12 protein-coding genes and 2 tRNA genes are annotated in these 14,552 nt (G+C 46.0%); 8 read left to right on the top strand and 6 right to left on the bottom strand.

All coding sequences use genetic code 11. From position 1 onward, the window contains the following. The first annotated feature begins 5 nt into the window (after positions 1 to 5). From L6475_RS00900 to L6475_RS00870, 7 genes are all read left to right on the top strand, one after another. Positions 6 to 1,475, top strand: coding sequence for a DUF5723 family protein (locus L6475_RS00900; RefSeq protein ID WP_237821598.1), 1,470 nt, complete (start codon positions 6 to 8; stop codon positions 1,473 to 1,475). A 124-nt stretch (positions 1,476 to 1,599) separates the two neighbouring features. Next, a tRNA-Arg gene (locus L6475_RS00895) sits at positions 1,600 to 1,671 on the top strand. Positions 1,672 to 1,686: 15 nt separating this feature from the next. Then, positions 1,687 to 1,980 carry a hypothetical protein gene (locus tag L6475_RS00890; RefSeq protein WP_237821596.1) on the top strand — a complete coding sequence of 98 codons (294 nt, stop codon included), beginning with the start codon at positions 1,687 to 1,689 and terminating at the stop codon, positions 1,978 to 1,980. Positions 1,981 to 2,042: 62 nt separating this feature from the next. Next, entirely contained in the window at positions 2,043 to 4,517 is a 2,475-nt protein-coding gene (locus L6475_RS00885) for a TonB-dependent receptor domain-containing protein (protein ID WP_237821594.1), read from the top strand. Positions 4,518 to 4,601: 84 nt separating this feature from the next. Next, entirely contained in the window at positions 4,602 to 5,117 is a 516-nt protein-coding gene (locus tag L6475_RS00880) for an RNA polymerase sigma factor (RefSeq protein WP_237821592.1), read from the top strand. Beyond that, on the top strand, positions 5,107 to 5,646 hold the full coding sequence (locus L6475_RS00875) for a hypothetical protein (RefSeq protein WP_237821590.1): 540 nt from the start codon (positions 5,107 to 5,109) through the stop codon (positions 5,644 to 5,646). Before L6475_RS00880 ends, L6475_RS00875 begins: the two co-directional genes overlap by 11 nt. A gap of 13 nt (positions 5,647 to 5,659) precedes the next feature. Beyond that, positions 5,660 to 6,160 (top strand): DUF4252 domain-containing protein, encoded by a 501-nt coding sequence (locus tag L6475_RS00870; protein ID WP_237821588.1) that lies wholly within the window; start codon positions 5,660 to 5,662, stop codon positions 6,158 to 6,160. Positions 6,161 to 6,258: 98 nt separating this feature from the next. Here L6475_RS00870 and L6475_RS00865 read toward each other — a convergent pair whose 3' ends face one another. After that, a complete protein-coding gene (locus L6475_RS00865) occupies positions 6,259 to 7,023 on the bottom strand; it encodes a CPBP family intramembrane glutamic endopeptidase (protein ID WP_237821586.1) in 765 nt (254 codons plus the stop codon). Between the two features lie 17 nt (positions 7,024 to 7,040). Then, positions 7,041 to 7,985 carry a bifunctional riboflavin kinase/FAD synthetase gene (locus L6475_RS00860; RefSeq protein ID WP_237821584.1) on the bottom strand — a complete coding sequence of 315 codons (945 nt, stop codon included), beginning with the start codon at positions 7,983 to 7,985 and terminating at the stop codon, positions 7,041 to 7,043. 115 nt (positions 7,986 to 8,100) lie between these two features. Here L6475_RS00860 and L6475_RS00855 point away from each other — a divergent pair. Next, positions 8,101 to 8,174 (top strand) — tRNA-Ile (locus L6475_RS00855). 194 nt (positions 8,175 to 8,368) lie between these two features. Here L6475_RS00855 and L6475_RS00850 read toward each other — a convergent pair. The 4 genes from L6475_RS00850 to L6475_RS00835 form a co-directional block, all read right to left on the bottom strand. Further along, positions 8,369 to 9,811, bottom strand: a complete 1,443-nt coding sequence (locus tag L6475_RS00850) for an ATP-binding protein (protein ID WP_237821583.1) — start codon at positions 9,809 to 9,811, stop codon at positions 8,369 to 8,371. A gap of 161 nt (positions 9,812 to 9,972) precedes the next feature. Beyond that, complete coding sequence (locus tag L6475_RS00845; RefSeq protein WP_237821581.1) at positions 9,973 to 10,215, bottom strand: helix-turn-helix domain-containing protein; 243 nt, start codon at positions 10,213 to 10,215, stop codon at positions 9,973 to 9,975. Positions 10,216 to 10,229: 14 nt separating this feature from the next. Further along, positions 10,230 to 13,379, bottom strand: a complete 3,150-nt coding sequence (locus L6475_RS00840) for a type I restriction endonuclease subunit R (RefSeq protein ID WP_237821579.1) — start codon at positions 13,377 to 13,379, stop codon at positions 10,230 to 10,232. 4 nt (positions 13,380 to 13,383) lie between these two features. Next, positions 13,384 to 14,538 carry an McrC family protein gene (locus L6475_RS00835; RefSeq protein WP_237821577.1) on the bottom strand — a complete coding sequence of 385 codons (1,155 nt, stop codon included), beginning with the start codon at positions 14,536 to 14,538 and terminating at the stop codon, positions 13,384 to 13,386. Between the last annotated feature and the right edge of the window lie 14 nt (positions 14,539 to 14,552).

The following is a 14,552-nucleotide window of genomic DNA, read 5'->3' as shown; positions in this document are numbered from 1 at the left end:
TGAATATGAAGACATATAAGAAATATTTACTTGCTGTGGCACTGATGACACAAGCAGGTACCATGACAGCCCAGATACTGAATTCGGCCTATTTCACCGATGACTTCAAGTATCGCCACGACCTGAACCCGGCTTATGGAAACGAACAGGGCTATGCCGCCATTCCCATTTTGGGTAACCTGAACATGTCGCTGCAAGGTTCACTGGGCGTGGGCGACTTCTTCTTCAAGAACCCCGACTACGGTGTAAAGCCAGGCGCCAAGAAAACAACAACCTTCATGCACCCGGGCATTTCAGCCGATGAAGCACTGAAAGGTTTTGACAAAGGAGCCAACACCATCTTAATGGACATGGAACTACCCATCGTATCGGTTGGTTTCAAAGCCTTCGAAGGCTACAACACCATTGAACTGAAGGAACGTGTTCACCTTGGTCTGTCAATGCCTTACGACTTCTTCAAGTTTGCCAAGAACATGACAAACCAGGACTATTCGTTCGATGACATGGGCATGAATGCTCTCAGCTATACAGAACTGGCCTTCGGACATTCTCGCCAGCTTTTCGAAAATCTTCGTGTAGGCGCAAAGGTGAAACTCCTTTTCGGTACGGTTCATGCCGACCTGACCATGGAGAATATGCATGCCAATCTGAGTGGCGACAAATGGCTGATTGACGGTAAGGCCAAGGCTGAACTGAACATGAAGGGTGCGAAGTTCAAGGAGAAGGAAGAGGAATACAAGTCTAAACCTGGCAAATACCAGCGTGTGGATGGAATCGACAATGATGGAGCCGGTTTGGCCGGTTTCGGTATGGGACTCGACCTGGGTGGTGTCTATGAGTTTAAGGACTGCTCGGTAGAATGGCTCGACAACCTGAAAGTGAGCCTGGCACTGACCGACCTGGGCTTTATCAGCTGGAGCGATGGTATCGTAGCCGAGTCATCTGGCGACAAATTTGAATTTGAAGGCTTCCAGATGGGCTATAAGGACAAGGATGGCGAACGCTCGTTTGACAACGGCGGCGACAACATCTCTGACGACTTCAAGGATTTTGCCAATCTGCAGAGTAAAGGCAGCAACGGAGGTTCAACAACAGCACTGGCTGCAACTATGCGCTTCGGTCTGGAATATCCTCTGCCCTACTACGACAAACTGACCTTCGGTTCACTGCTCAGCCATCGTTTCGACGGCAAGTATTCATGGACTGAAGAACGCATCAGCGCCAACGTGAAACCCCTTAGCTGGGTAGATGGCGGCATCAACGTTGCCTTCACATCGTTCTGCACCACCATGGGCTGGATTCTGAACTTCCACCCCGTAGGCATGAACGTATTCGTGGGTATGGACCACATGATTGGTAAGACAGGCGCTTCTATGATTCCCCTCGATTCAAACGTAAGCTTCAACTTCGGTCTGAATGTAGCATGGGGCGGAAAGAAAAAGAGTGACCGCAATCTGAACACACTCACTTTCTAAGACAGGGACACTATCTCTATGAAAGTAATTACACCTTATTATATAGGTAAATGAATCATAAAAAGGGAGAAACATTTGCGTTTCTCCCTTTTTCTTTGTATTTTTGCATCCACTAAAAAAATGGGCTCTAATAGTTCAATGGATAGAACAACTCTCTCCTAAAGAGTAGATCCGAGTTCGATTCTCGGTTGGAGTACAAGCCAAAACTAAAATGAACTCTTTCTCGCTACGCATTTACATCCTTATCTGCACCACTGTATGGTGGCTTCAGACGCACGCACAGTCAGACGATTACGGCGCCTCAGACAGAGGCAGAAGGGGTATGGAGGAAGTGGAAGAAATGGACGAGATGATGGATGGCGTGGAAGGGTTCAATCTGACATTCTCCGACATTTTAATGATTGTTCTACTCGTGGTAGCATGCTATATATTCGGTAAGATATGGAAAGGATGCTCCTATCTGCTTGTTCTTGTTGCAGTGATATTATACTTCATGAATCATTAGACTTAACATTATTTAGACTGTGACATTAAACCTTTCTATGGTTGCAATGTCAAATACACATTATGCATCGTTATTTTCTTTTATTATGGTTAGTGCTGGCCACTATTGCAGCACAGGCTCAAGGCACAGTGAAAGGCCGTATTCTCGACAAACAGACCGACGAGGTTATGCAGTTTGTAAACGTAAAAATCACCGATTCCAACGGAAAAATGGTCGGCGGAGGCATGACAGACGTAAACGGTTCATTTCAGGTTAACAACTTAAAAGACGGCGCCTACACACTACAGGTTACTTTCGTAGGCTACAAAACAGCAACACGAAAATTTCAAATCACCCCACAACAGCGACGCGTTCACTACAATGCGCTCTACATCAGCGAAGACGCACAAACGCTGAAAGAGGTGCAAGTGGTGGGCCAGCGCTCGCAAATGAAACTGGAAGTTGACAGAAAGACTTTCTCTGTAGATGAAGTGCTGGCGGCAGCAGGTGGTTCAGTGACCGACCTGCTGGAGAATATTCCATCAGTAGAGGTGACCACCGACGGTGAGATTTCACTGCGCGGTAACACCAGTGTGGAAGTATGGATCAATGGCAAGCAAAGCGGACTGACCAGTGACAACCGCGCAGAGATTCTGCAACAGATTCCCGCCGAAAGCATTGAACGCATCGAAGTGATAGACAACCCGTCGGCTAAGTTCTCACCAGAAGGAACAGCCGGTATCATCAATATTATACTGAAACGCGACCGAAAGGCCGGCTACTACGGTTCTGTTCAAACGGGTGCCAACAACCAAAAGGGATGGAACGTAGGCGGAAACATCAACTACAGCAGCAAGTGGATAGATGCCTATGCCAATCTGGGACTGCGCCGCAGACGCGGCAACGGTGGCAACATCAGCGAACAGCACTATCCACTGCAAGACACCTTCCTGGACAGCGAATCAGACAACACGAATAAAGGCCGCGGACTTTTCGGACGTGGAGGCCTTACGTTCCACCTCACAGACAATGACGACCTTACGGCATCGGGCATGTTCATGAGAGGTAAGCCTTCACAGGAAAATGTTACCAGTCACGACTACGGAGTACTCTCAACCAGACAGGTTACCAAGCACATGACGCGCACTGCCACTTCTGAAGACGGCAGTATGAACATGTATAACGCTGAACTGGCCTATACGCATAAGTTCAACGAAAAAGGAACCCATAAGCTCGATGCCTCTCTCTCGTTCAATAAATGGGAGATGAACAATTCTACCGTCTATCAGAACGACACTACCTATACGGATGGTTCACCCACCACCTGGAGCAGACAAAATCGCCCCATGAACGTAAACAATCGCAACTGGGAAGCCAAACTCGACTACGAGAACCAACTGACAGAGACTTTCAAACTGGAAGCCGGCTATAACGGTAGATTCTCGCACGAGAACACGCCGCAGGAGTCACAGATGTGGAACCAACTAACCAATCAATATGAAGACGAAGCCTATTTCTACAACCGCTTCATCTACGATATGGATGTTCACGCCTTCTATGGAACAGCCAACATGAAGTTTGGACGATTGGGCGTAATGGCCGGTCTGCGCGGTGAATACTGGAAAGTGGATACCAAGAGTATTGACTACTATCAAACGGAAACACCTTTCAAGAAAGACTATTTCCAACTCTTCCCTTCACTCTTCCTGAACTACGAGCTGACCAAGACTTCGCAGATTCAGCTGAACTACTCACGCCGTTTGCGCCGTCCGTGGGGCGGACAGCTCAATTCGTTCAAGAACACCCGCGATGCATCAATGATAGAATTCGGTAATCCTGAGCTTACGCCCGAATTCACCAATTCCTTCTCACTGAACTACCTGAAGACATGGGAAGGCCACACACTGTCAGTAGGCACCTACTATCGTCCCACAACAGACGTGATGCAACGCATTCGCTATCAGGGACAATACAACGGACAGAGCACTATGTTCATGACCAATATGAACGTTGCCAAGAGTCAGAGTGCGGGCATAGAGATTATCGGTAAGGACAAACTGTGGAAAATCCTCGACCTCACCACTACCCTCAACGGCTACTACTACCACCTTGACGGTTTTGAAACAATGATTGAAGGACAACGCGTGACGGGTGAATCCGACCAGAACTTTGCGTGGGATGCACGCATATTGGCTTCGGTCATCCTGCCTTACAGCATTTCAGTACAGGCCACAGGCAATTACCGCTCACGTCAGGTCATCACGCAGGGCTATCGCAAGGCAAACGGTTCACTCGACTTAGGCATGCGCAAAACGTTCATGAACAAAATGTTCGCATTGGCTATCAACTGGCGCGACGTGTTCAACACACAACACTGGGAGAATTATACAGAGGGACCCACTTTCTGGCGCCACCAAAAGAACTGGCGCGATCCTCGCATCAACATCCAGCTCAGTTGGAACTTTGGCAATATGAACCAGAAGAAAAAGCCACAGCGCGACGATCAACAGGGCGCTAGCGAGGACTTTGGCAATGAATACAATGGTTTTGAACAGTAATTCTCTCCTTGGGAAATTTTTTTTCAAAAAAGTGAAGAGATACTGTAACTTTCGTGCCGCTCAATCGTCATTCTATACGAGAGGATGAAAAAAATCGATTTCCGCACAGACGTTCTGCCCCTGAAGAATGAACTTTACAGGTTGGCACTCCGCATCACTCTCAACCCTGCGGAGGCTGAGGACATTGTGCAGGATACGATGATTAAAATATGGAACCGCCGAGAGCAGTGGGACGACATTGAGTCGATAGAGGCATTCAGCCTGACCATCTGCAGAAATCTGGCACTCGACCGTACAAAACTTGCAGAGAACCAGAACGCTCAGCTCGACGAAGGGCACGACCCGCCCGACAGTTCCTACACCTCAAACCCAGAGGAACAGGTCATGCAGCGCGATCGCATCAATCTTGTACGACGACTCATTGACCAACTTCCCGAGAAACAACGCTCCTGCATGCAGTTGCGCGATATCGAAGGAAAATCCTACAAAGAAATTGCCGATGTGATGAATATCACTGAGCAGCAAGTAAAAATCAACATATTCCGAGCCAGACAGGCTATTAAGCAGAAATTTACAGACACCGAGAAATATGGACTATAAGTACATAGAACAGCTGATAGAACGCTACTTCCAATGCGAGACAACCCTACAGGAAGAGCAGATACTGAGAGCATTCTTCGCTCAGAACGAGCAAGAACTGCCCCAGCCATTACAGCAGTACCAGCCTCTCTTTTCAGCAATGGAAACAGAAGACGTACTCGGTGATGATTTCGACGAGCGCTTGCTGGCACTTACTGTTGAGGCAGACGAGCCCAAACAGGTAACGGTAAAAGCCCGTACCATCAGCATGGGCGAACGCTTGCGTCCATTGTTCCGCGCAGCTGCCATTGTGGCTATCGTGCTCACATTAGGCAATGCCATGAACATCACCTTCCGTCAGGACGACAGTCAGAATGGCGACGACATCAACTATGCCGACTATAAAGACACCTACGACGATCCCGCCATGGCCTACGACAAGATAGAGGATGCACTGCAACTCATCTCCGACGGGTACAGTCAGGCACAGAAGGCTGACTCCGTTCTACAGACCGACTCACTCTATAGTGAACTGAAGAAAGTGCAATAACATACATCCGAAGATGAGACGCTGTCGATTGTTTGTTCTCCTGTTCACTGCCATACTGGCTCAGGCCGCTGTCTTTGCACAGCATGCGCCCGACTTCGCGGAGAAGTTCATGACGCTCTATAAAAGTGATTCAACCCTGAAATGCATCACAGTGAGTCCGAAAATGATGGAGCAGCTGGCGGGTAAGCACGAAGAAGGCCGAACAGAAAATATGATTCAGGCCATTTCAAAACTGAAGAGTGCACGCATTGTAAGCGGTAATGCCGACTACTACCAGAAAGCTGTCGAGCTGCTGGAAAAAAATAAAAATCGTTTCAAGGCCGAACGCGAGTTCAGGAAAGAGACTTCTCACGGAGCTTTCTTCCTTCGCAGAGACAAAGGCGGTAATACAGTGGAAATGGTTATGCTCCGCGAAGAGCCGCAAAACGATAAGTTCACCATCGTCAATCTGACGGGTGACATAGATGAGGAATTTCTATGCTTTCTCTATAATAATAGATCATTTAAGAATTAAAACAATCAGAATCAGGAAAGAGTCGTAACTGTGAAGTTGCCCTCCTGAATGCAAAAAAGGCCATTTCATCGAGTGTGATGAGTGGCCTTTTTTCATTTTCACTCCTTTTTCATCCAGATGTTCAACTGGTAAATGGCTGGCAGCAGAATGAGTAGTGAGAAAGCTACGGCTGCAGCTACATTGCGCTGGGTTCCAAGAATATCTATCAAATGAGTGCTTGGATCGGGATATAATTTGAAAAGTATAAACGCAGCTGTGTTGTTGGCCCAATGATAGGCAACGCCAGGAACGATGCTACCCGTTCTGTAGAACATCCATCCCAACAATAGGCCAATTACGAAAGCATGAGGCATCTGAGCCGGATTCATGTGAATAAGGGCAAACAGGAAAGCCGAGATGGCAATCATTGTCCAGGGACGATCCTTTCTCCAAAGAAGCAATGCACGGAGCACCGCACCACGCATCACCAGTTCCTCCACCAGCGGGGCCAGCAGGCATATCACAAAATAACCTCCTCTGGCATTCATCATACCTCCCATTTCTTCCTCCACAAAATTAGGCAACTCAGGCATCATCTCCTGCACGGCAATCGATGGTACAAGCGCTCCCGAGGCAGCTACTACGCTCCACACAATCACTGTCCATGGACGTGAACGAAGATAATCGGCAGAAGCCTCAGCCCAACGGGTCCTAAGAAATACCACTAATGTCACCACAGAGAATAGCAGGTCTAAAGCTATCATGGCATAAGGCGACTGTCTTAATTCAGAATGTCCGGATAATTCAAGCGTAAGGTTTACCAGGATAGAGGCCACAACTTGAATCGCTACAAATACGAGCGTGTACTTCAACGCATTCTTCATCTTATGTCAAATTTTAATTAAATATTTATTTTAGAACAGATAGCGCGCACCTGCCTACTGTCCTTCTCTATCTGGGTAGCCAATGCCTCAGGACTTTCAAAACGCTGCTCGCTACGCAACCTTTCTATAAATCTTATCCTAAGACGCTGACCATACAAATCTCCCTCAAAATCCAGAATATTCACTTCAAGCGTAGGATGATGTACGCCAAAAGTGGGGCGGGTACCGATATTCATCATCCCATGATACCAGCGGGACGGTGTGGCTTCCAGTTCTACGAGAACGGCATAGACGCCAGAGGCAGGAACCAGTCGTTCATCACAGTCAGACTGAACATTAGCAGTGGGAAAACCAATACGGCGCCCAACCTGTTCACCATGAACCACCATGCCAGTCAACGAATAGTATCTGCCCAAACAATGAGCCGCCTCTGCCACGTCACCATCCGTCAGCAAGCGCCTTATCACAGACGAACTGACACGATACTGTTCAACATCCAAAGCATCGCCCTGTAACACTTCAATGCCCAGCTGCTTTCCAAAAGCCACATAATCCTCAAAACCTTCCGATCGGTCGTGGCCAAAGCGATTATCATAGCCTGTGAGCAGAGTAGTTACATACAGATCATCGTGTAGTACCTTGCTCATGAAATCACGAGCCGACAGGGCTGCCATTGCTTCATCAAAGCGCAATACCACCAGCACATCTACACCCGTCTGATCCAGAAGATGAATTCTTTCCTCTAAAGTGGTGAGCAATTGAGGCTGCCAGTCAGAATGTACCACTTGTCTGGGATGCCGTTCAAAGGTAATGACCATAGACTTACACTCTTGCTTGTCTGCAACCCTCTTCAGGTTGTCTATCACAAAGCGATGTCCCTTATGCACACCATCAAAAAAACCAATGGTGGCAGCATAACGGCCCTGTTCGAGCCTATTGTCAGGATAATACACTATTCTCATAGAAACGTCTGCAAAGTTAGCGAAAAATATGCAGACAAATCATTATTTTTACGCTTTTTACGACAAAAAAATTTGTTTGTATCAGTTTTTATCCTTACCTTTGCAGCCAAATTTCGGACTTGTAGCTCAGTTGGTTAGAGCAACAGACTCATAATCTGGAGGTCCCAGGTTCAAGCCCTGGCTGGTCCACACTAAAAATCAAGGAGTTACGCAAATCGCGTAGCGCCTTTTTTTCATGTTTGCGTAAACAATGCGTAAACATTTTATTTCAGTCTCCGCTTTTGTGTCACAGATAGTCACAGAGGTTTTGTGACATTCAAAAGCCCTTTCTATATATTTCCTTCCAATCTAATAATGCTTTCTCGTCCATTTAGGCGCAGATGTTATATAAAAAGATCGTCAATGGTTATTTGAGAGAGGAATGTGTCAGAGTATTCATTACGACGCACTGGTGCAACACTGACGAGAGTAGGATGGAATGTCTTCGATGGCATCATCTTTTCTAATACCTCTATGCGATGAGTTATTTTCTCTGAATACGCCTTTGTAACAATATACTCAGATTTGCAGAATTTCATCTCACAGACATTTACTACATCATCTGCACGATCGATAATCAAGTCTATCTGCACACCCTCCTGTCCATCATCGCCACGAAGAATAAAGGATGATTCACGAGATGAAACTCCTGCTATCTGCAGTGTCTGTTTAATTTGCTCTATATGCTGCAAACAAACCTCCTCAAATGCTATTCCACGCCATGATGTAATCTCTGATTCTTTAAGATGATGCATCCAGTAATCTGTTTCATCTATGTGGCGGAGTTCTTTGAAATGGATCCAGAACCAGCAGAAGCAATCCGATAATTTATAGCGCAGAATATCTCTTTGATCGCTGCCAAAGGGCGTATAGGTGGAAACAATGCCACTACCAATAAGAGCTTTAAGAACTTTTGTAAAATCTCCATTCGCATTCTTACCGATTTGATTAGCAATCTCATCGCGGGTAAAACCTCCATGTCGTTTTCCCAAATAGCGGACTATACTCATACATATGTCTGCATGGTCAAAAACGGAATTGAACAGGCGGTCAAACTCATCACCAAGTTTTGCTCTGCGAGTAAAGAACAATGCATCAATGTTCTGGGCCAGGCTCATTGACGGATTAAAGAAGTCAAGATAATAAGGAATTCCTCCTAAAATCATATAAGCCTGCGCAATGTTGTAACGAGACATTTTAATGTTACGACTGAGGAAAAACTCTTCGCACTCACGCAAATTGAAAGGATACAGATGAACTTCGCAGGTCAATCTGCCATATAAGCCACCTTTGTTATTGATGAGGTTGTCAAGCATCCAAGATGTTGCCGATCCGCAAACAACAAAACATATATTATGACGGCTACATGCCCAACCATTCCAAAATGCTTCAAGAGCAGTAAGGAAGCCTGAGCGAGGTGTGTCCATCCATGGCAATTCATCAATGAATACCACCTGACGTGTCCCATTGTCTTGTCGTTCCAGGAATTGTTCCAATCTGAAGAAGGCTTCCATCCATGAACGCGGAGCCTCCCCTCCCTCCATACCATGACGGATTAGAGAGAAATGGAAGTTCTGTAACTGGTCACGAAGCGTCATCTTGCGTGTGCGGTCATAGGGCGAAAGTCCCGTATGGCGAAAAGTCATATTGTCACGAAACACTTCGTTGATAAGAAATGTTTTACCTACGCGACGACGACCATACACAGCTACAAATTCGGATCTGCCACTTTCGAAAGCTCGATTCAACTCAGCAATTTCTTGTTTTCGACCAATTATCTGACACATATTCCTTGCTATTTTATGATGATGGTGCAAAGCTAATGATTATTTCTCACATTACAGCCATTCAAATGTTAAATCTTGGATAAAATCACGTTTATTTCGCTAAAACAGATGCTATTTACAACTTTTAGCGGAATAAACACATCTAGCAAGCGTTCTTTTATTCAATTTCTGACCTTAACGGAACAATCAGCCAGCCTCATCAGTTCCTTTACGTCAACCTTATACAGCTCAGCCAACTTGGGAACCTGGTCACGTCTTACACGCCTTGCTCCTAATTCCATCTTGCTGTACATAGGCATGTCCGTCTCCAGCAATTCTGCCAACTGCCGTTGCTTCAATCCATGCTCCAGTCTCATGGTCTTTATCTTCGGGCCTAACATTCCGTAAATTCTTTTATCCTTCATATAATTCCTTTTGTTTATGCTACACCTCCATAATGCTGGCTGACGTAGTTATAAACAGCATCGCGGTAGTAGTTGATGCTTTCATCGGAATAGCTCTCGGGAAGTTCTTTCCAGAGAATGTCACGAATGGTGATAATGATAGAAGCTCTGGTTTCTTGCTTATCGAACGGATGATCCATCGTGGCCAATTGGTCCTTTATCTTCTCCAGTAATTCTTTGGCGACAACCTTTAACTTCTTGATGTCTTCTTTTGAAAGGTTGTCTTTCATCAGCACATCGTACATGGAGAGTTGTTCGTCATTCTCAAAACCTTCACGAATATAGCGCTTTTCTTCTTCGGTCAGTTCGTGGGAAAGCTTCATCAGTTCTTCGAATGTCTTCTCTATTGTAGCACGGTTCTGCTCCTGGTTATAGTCATGAATAATCTCTTGATATTTCTCGTAGAAGTTGATACGTGAGGGATTCTGAGCCAACATCTGAGCGATACGTTCTTGTAGCAGTTCCTGTATGTCCTTCAATACAAGATTCTTTTCTTTGCTCTTGGCGAACTCACGACGGAGCAAATCAAAATCGATGCCGCTAATATCGAAACGTCGTGACTCAGCTACCATCATCGTTGCTTCTGGATCTATTTCAACATGCTCATTCACTATTTCATTGATAGCCACACTCAAATCAGTGATGTCAGCATGTTTGCGCTTCTGTTGCAACTCCTTGTATATAGCCTCAATAGCATCCTTCTGTTGCTTCATTTCGGGAGTTATGTCCTCACGGTCGAGATATTTCCAAAGTTTTAACAGCGTAGAGGCAAACGTACAGTATGATTTCCTGATTTCCGCTGTCTCGCACATCGCATTAGCAGCTTTCTTCAGCAACGACAGTTTCTCGAAGCTCTCTGCTTTAATCAGGTCATTAAGTTCAAAGTCATGTTCTTTCAGGAAAGCCGTAGCAGCAGCTATCGTTTCCATCACATGCTTAATGAGTTCCTTCTTGTCGATGGTTGGGTCGCTGCCTCCTGCTCCACCTTCTGGATTTGCCGTATAGTCAGCCAATGCCTGACGAAGGGCTTTCACAATGCCAATATAGTCGATAATCAGTCCGTTGGCCTTTCCTTCTGCCACTCGGTTGGCACGGGCAATGGTCTGCATCAGCGTATGCGCTTTCATGGGCTTGTCGATATAAAGACAAGAGAGTGTCTTCACGTCGAAACCTGTCAACCACATAGCGCAGACAAAAACCACTCGCAAGTTGGAGTTTGCATCCTTGAACTGTTTATCTAGTTCCTCTTTCTCCATCCGCTCGCGGTGTGGCTTGATGTCGAGTCCCCATTTTTGGAACGTCTGTATCTCGTTCTGCTCTTGCGAAACGACGACCGCCATGTCAGTCTCACGCATCCATTCCAGTTTGCGCTGCATCTCTTGCGCTTCCTGTTGTGAAGTGCTTTTGGCGATAGATTCTTCCAATGTTTTGATTTCGCGCTGCCAGTATTCCTGCACATAGTTGAACATGCGGACGCACGTCACCTTGTTATAGCACACGAACATCGCCTTTCCCGAAGTCCATAGATCGCTATAATGATGCACAAAGTCCTTGGCAATCAGTCGCAGACGCTTGGCTGCCGTCAGCAGATGCACCTCCTTGGCGAACTCGCGTTCCAGCTTGGCCAGTTGCGAAGCATCCAGTTCGCCGGCTTGTTCCAGGGCAGAGGCTATCTCATCGTTGATTTCTGGATTCTTCAAATCCTGCAACTTCTCACCGCGATTCTCATAATAGAGTGGCACCGTTGCTTTATCCTCCACTGCCCGTTTGAAGTCATAGATACTCACATAGCCGCCGAAGGTACGTGCCGTGATGTTGTCGTTTGACAGCAACGGAGTTCCCGTGAAGCCAATGCGATGGGCTGTCGGAAGCAAGTGCATTAGGTTGTCGGCAAACACGCCGTTTTGCGTGCGGTGCGCCTCGTCGCTCATCACGATGATATCGTGGTCGGGATAGATAGGCTCGGCCTTTGGGTCGTTAAACTTCTGAATGAGCGAGAAGATGAACGACGGATTGCCTTTCAACTTCAATTTCAAATCCTCGCCACTGCTGGCGATGAACTTTTTCGCCTTTACATTGCCCAATAGACCACAGTTCTCGAAAGTGTCACTTATCTGCTTGTTCAGTTCGTCACGGTCGGTCAGCACAAGGAAAGTCGGCGAGCCCTCAAACTTGCGGCGAATCTTTTGCGAGAGAAATAGCATCGAATAACTCTTACCCGAGCCTTGTGTATGCCAGAACACGCCCAACTTTCCGTTTAGGTACTGGCGGTTGCGATACATCTCTATGGCTTGATTCACCCCCAGATACTGGTGGTTGCGAGCTAAAATCTTGGCCGTTCGACCTCCGCTATGGTCGTAGAGTATGAAGTTTTCCAACAGGTCCAGAAAGTTCTCTTTCTTACAGATACCTCTTAGCATCGTTGGCAATTCGATGTTGCCAGCCTCCTGTTCCGTTAGTCGTTTCCACTCATGGAAGAACTCCCATTTCGAGTCGATAGTTCCCACACGTGCCTCCAGTCCGTTGCTGAACATAATGAAGGCATTATGGTAGAACAGCTGCGGTATCGTATCAAGATAGTCGCGATAGTTCTTGTTGAAGGCATCCACTACTTCCACGTCGTGGTTCTTCAACTCCATAAACAGCAAAGGCAGACCATTTACGAAGCCCACGATGTCGGCTCGGCGATGATACAAGGCGCCATACACCCACATCTCACGGACACACAGGAAGTCGTTCTTCTCGGGCGAAGCGAAGTCTATCACCTTGGCACGCACCTCTTCCGTCTCGCCGTTCGGCTTTACGCGGGTCACGGGCACACCGTCCTTGATGTACTGATACTTCTGCTCGTTGATTTGCATCAGCGTCTGACTGCTCATGTGTTCCGTCATGCGCTCCACGCACTCCTGAAGCTGCTTGTCCGTCAGCCAGGGGTTCAGCGTCTTCAGCGCTTTGCGGAAACGATCCGTTAGCAGCACCTCATGATACGACGTGCGCCCCAGCGTGCCATTTACACCGAGCACTTCCTTGTCAAAGGCATACACACTCGTCCAGCCAAGTTCCTTTTCTAGTAACTCGGCAGCACTCCGCTGTATCAATTGATCTTCACTATAGTCTTTTGCCATAATTTTATTTATTGGTGCCCATAACAGGCAGTGGAACACATACTTTATAAAATCTTGCCAATTTACGTACTGGAGTTGTACATAAATCTCGAAGTCTCTTATTTGCAAACGGATTCTTCACATCGCGTCCTTCCTTTGGATATATGATAACGCAAGGAACGTTTGGAATAGGAGATTCTTCATCTATATCCTCATAGCCAAGGTGATGTAGGATAGGAATGTCTCTACTATAACCACTTAGTTGTCGTATGACATTATTGTCAAGCGATGAACTCTCATACTTTGGAATGTATTTCGTGTCAAGTATTGCCTTAAATCCAGTCGCGCAATAAAGGAAGTCTGGGGATCCCGTCTTTCCATTGAACTGATACGATATTTTATTTCCGTACGCTTCATTTAACAATCCATAAACATAATGCTCATAGAGCAATGACATATCCAATGTAAATGGAGGGACATTCTCGTCCAATGAACTTGTTTTACTTATACTATAATCGTATCTTCGAAGAATAAGTTTTGCCAAGCGTACAGCCTCATTGTATTCACTAAAAAGTTTATGTCCCTTAATGAGAGACACTTCCTTTATCTGTACTTCAGCACTTACATTCTCAAACAGAGCCAAAGATTTTGAAAGCATCAGTTTTGCTTTGTTCCCTATGGAATGATTTTCTGTTATTATTCTGAGTATCTGAGAACTGAACAATAAAGCTTTCTTGATAAGTCTGTTTTCAGGAATGTCAACCGTATATTCGTCAAAGTCACAAAAGACTCTATCAAATCTTTTTGAAGCAATGTTCTTTCGTTCATTCTTCATCACTTGTATGTGTCCTTTGACTTTTTTCAAGTTCTCGCTGTAATGTACATAGCCTTTCTTTAAAGACTTGATTCTACTTACGACTCCAAGAAAATGCAGAACAATAAGAGGACTTAAAACACCTTTTAGTGATGGTGCATGTATGACAGGAGCCTCACTATCAATGTTATAAATCTCGGCGAAAGACTCCACTGACAAATCTGATGAGAAGCACATCATGAACATAGTGAGGAAATCTATTTCTTCCATCCCTCTCTTTGTTGTTACAACTAATGCTTCTTTATCGTCTATCCATTCTGCCCCAATAACATACGATGCATAATATCCCCATGGATCGTGTTCCATAGGTTTATCCCATC

Origin of the sequence: Prevotella sp. E9-3 (assembly GCF_022024015.1) — a bacterium.
Lineage (GTDB): Bacteria > Bacteroidota > Bacteroidia > Bacteroidales > Bacteroidaceae > Prevotella.
Note: the sequence above shows the minus strand (reverse complement) of the source record. Positions and strands in the feature narration are given on the sequence as shown.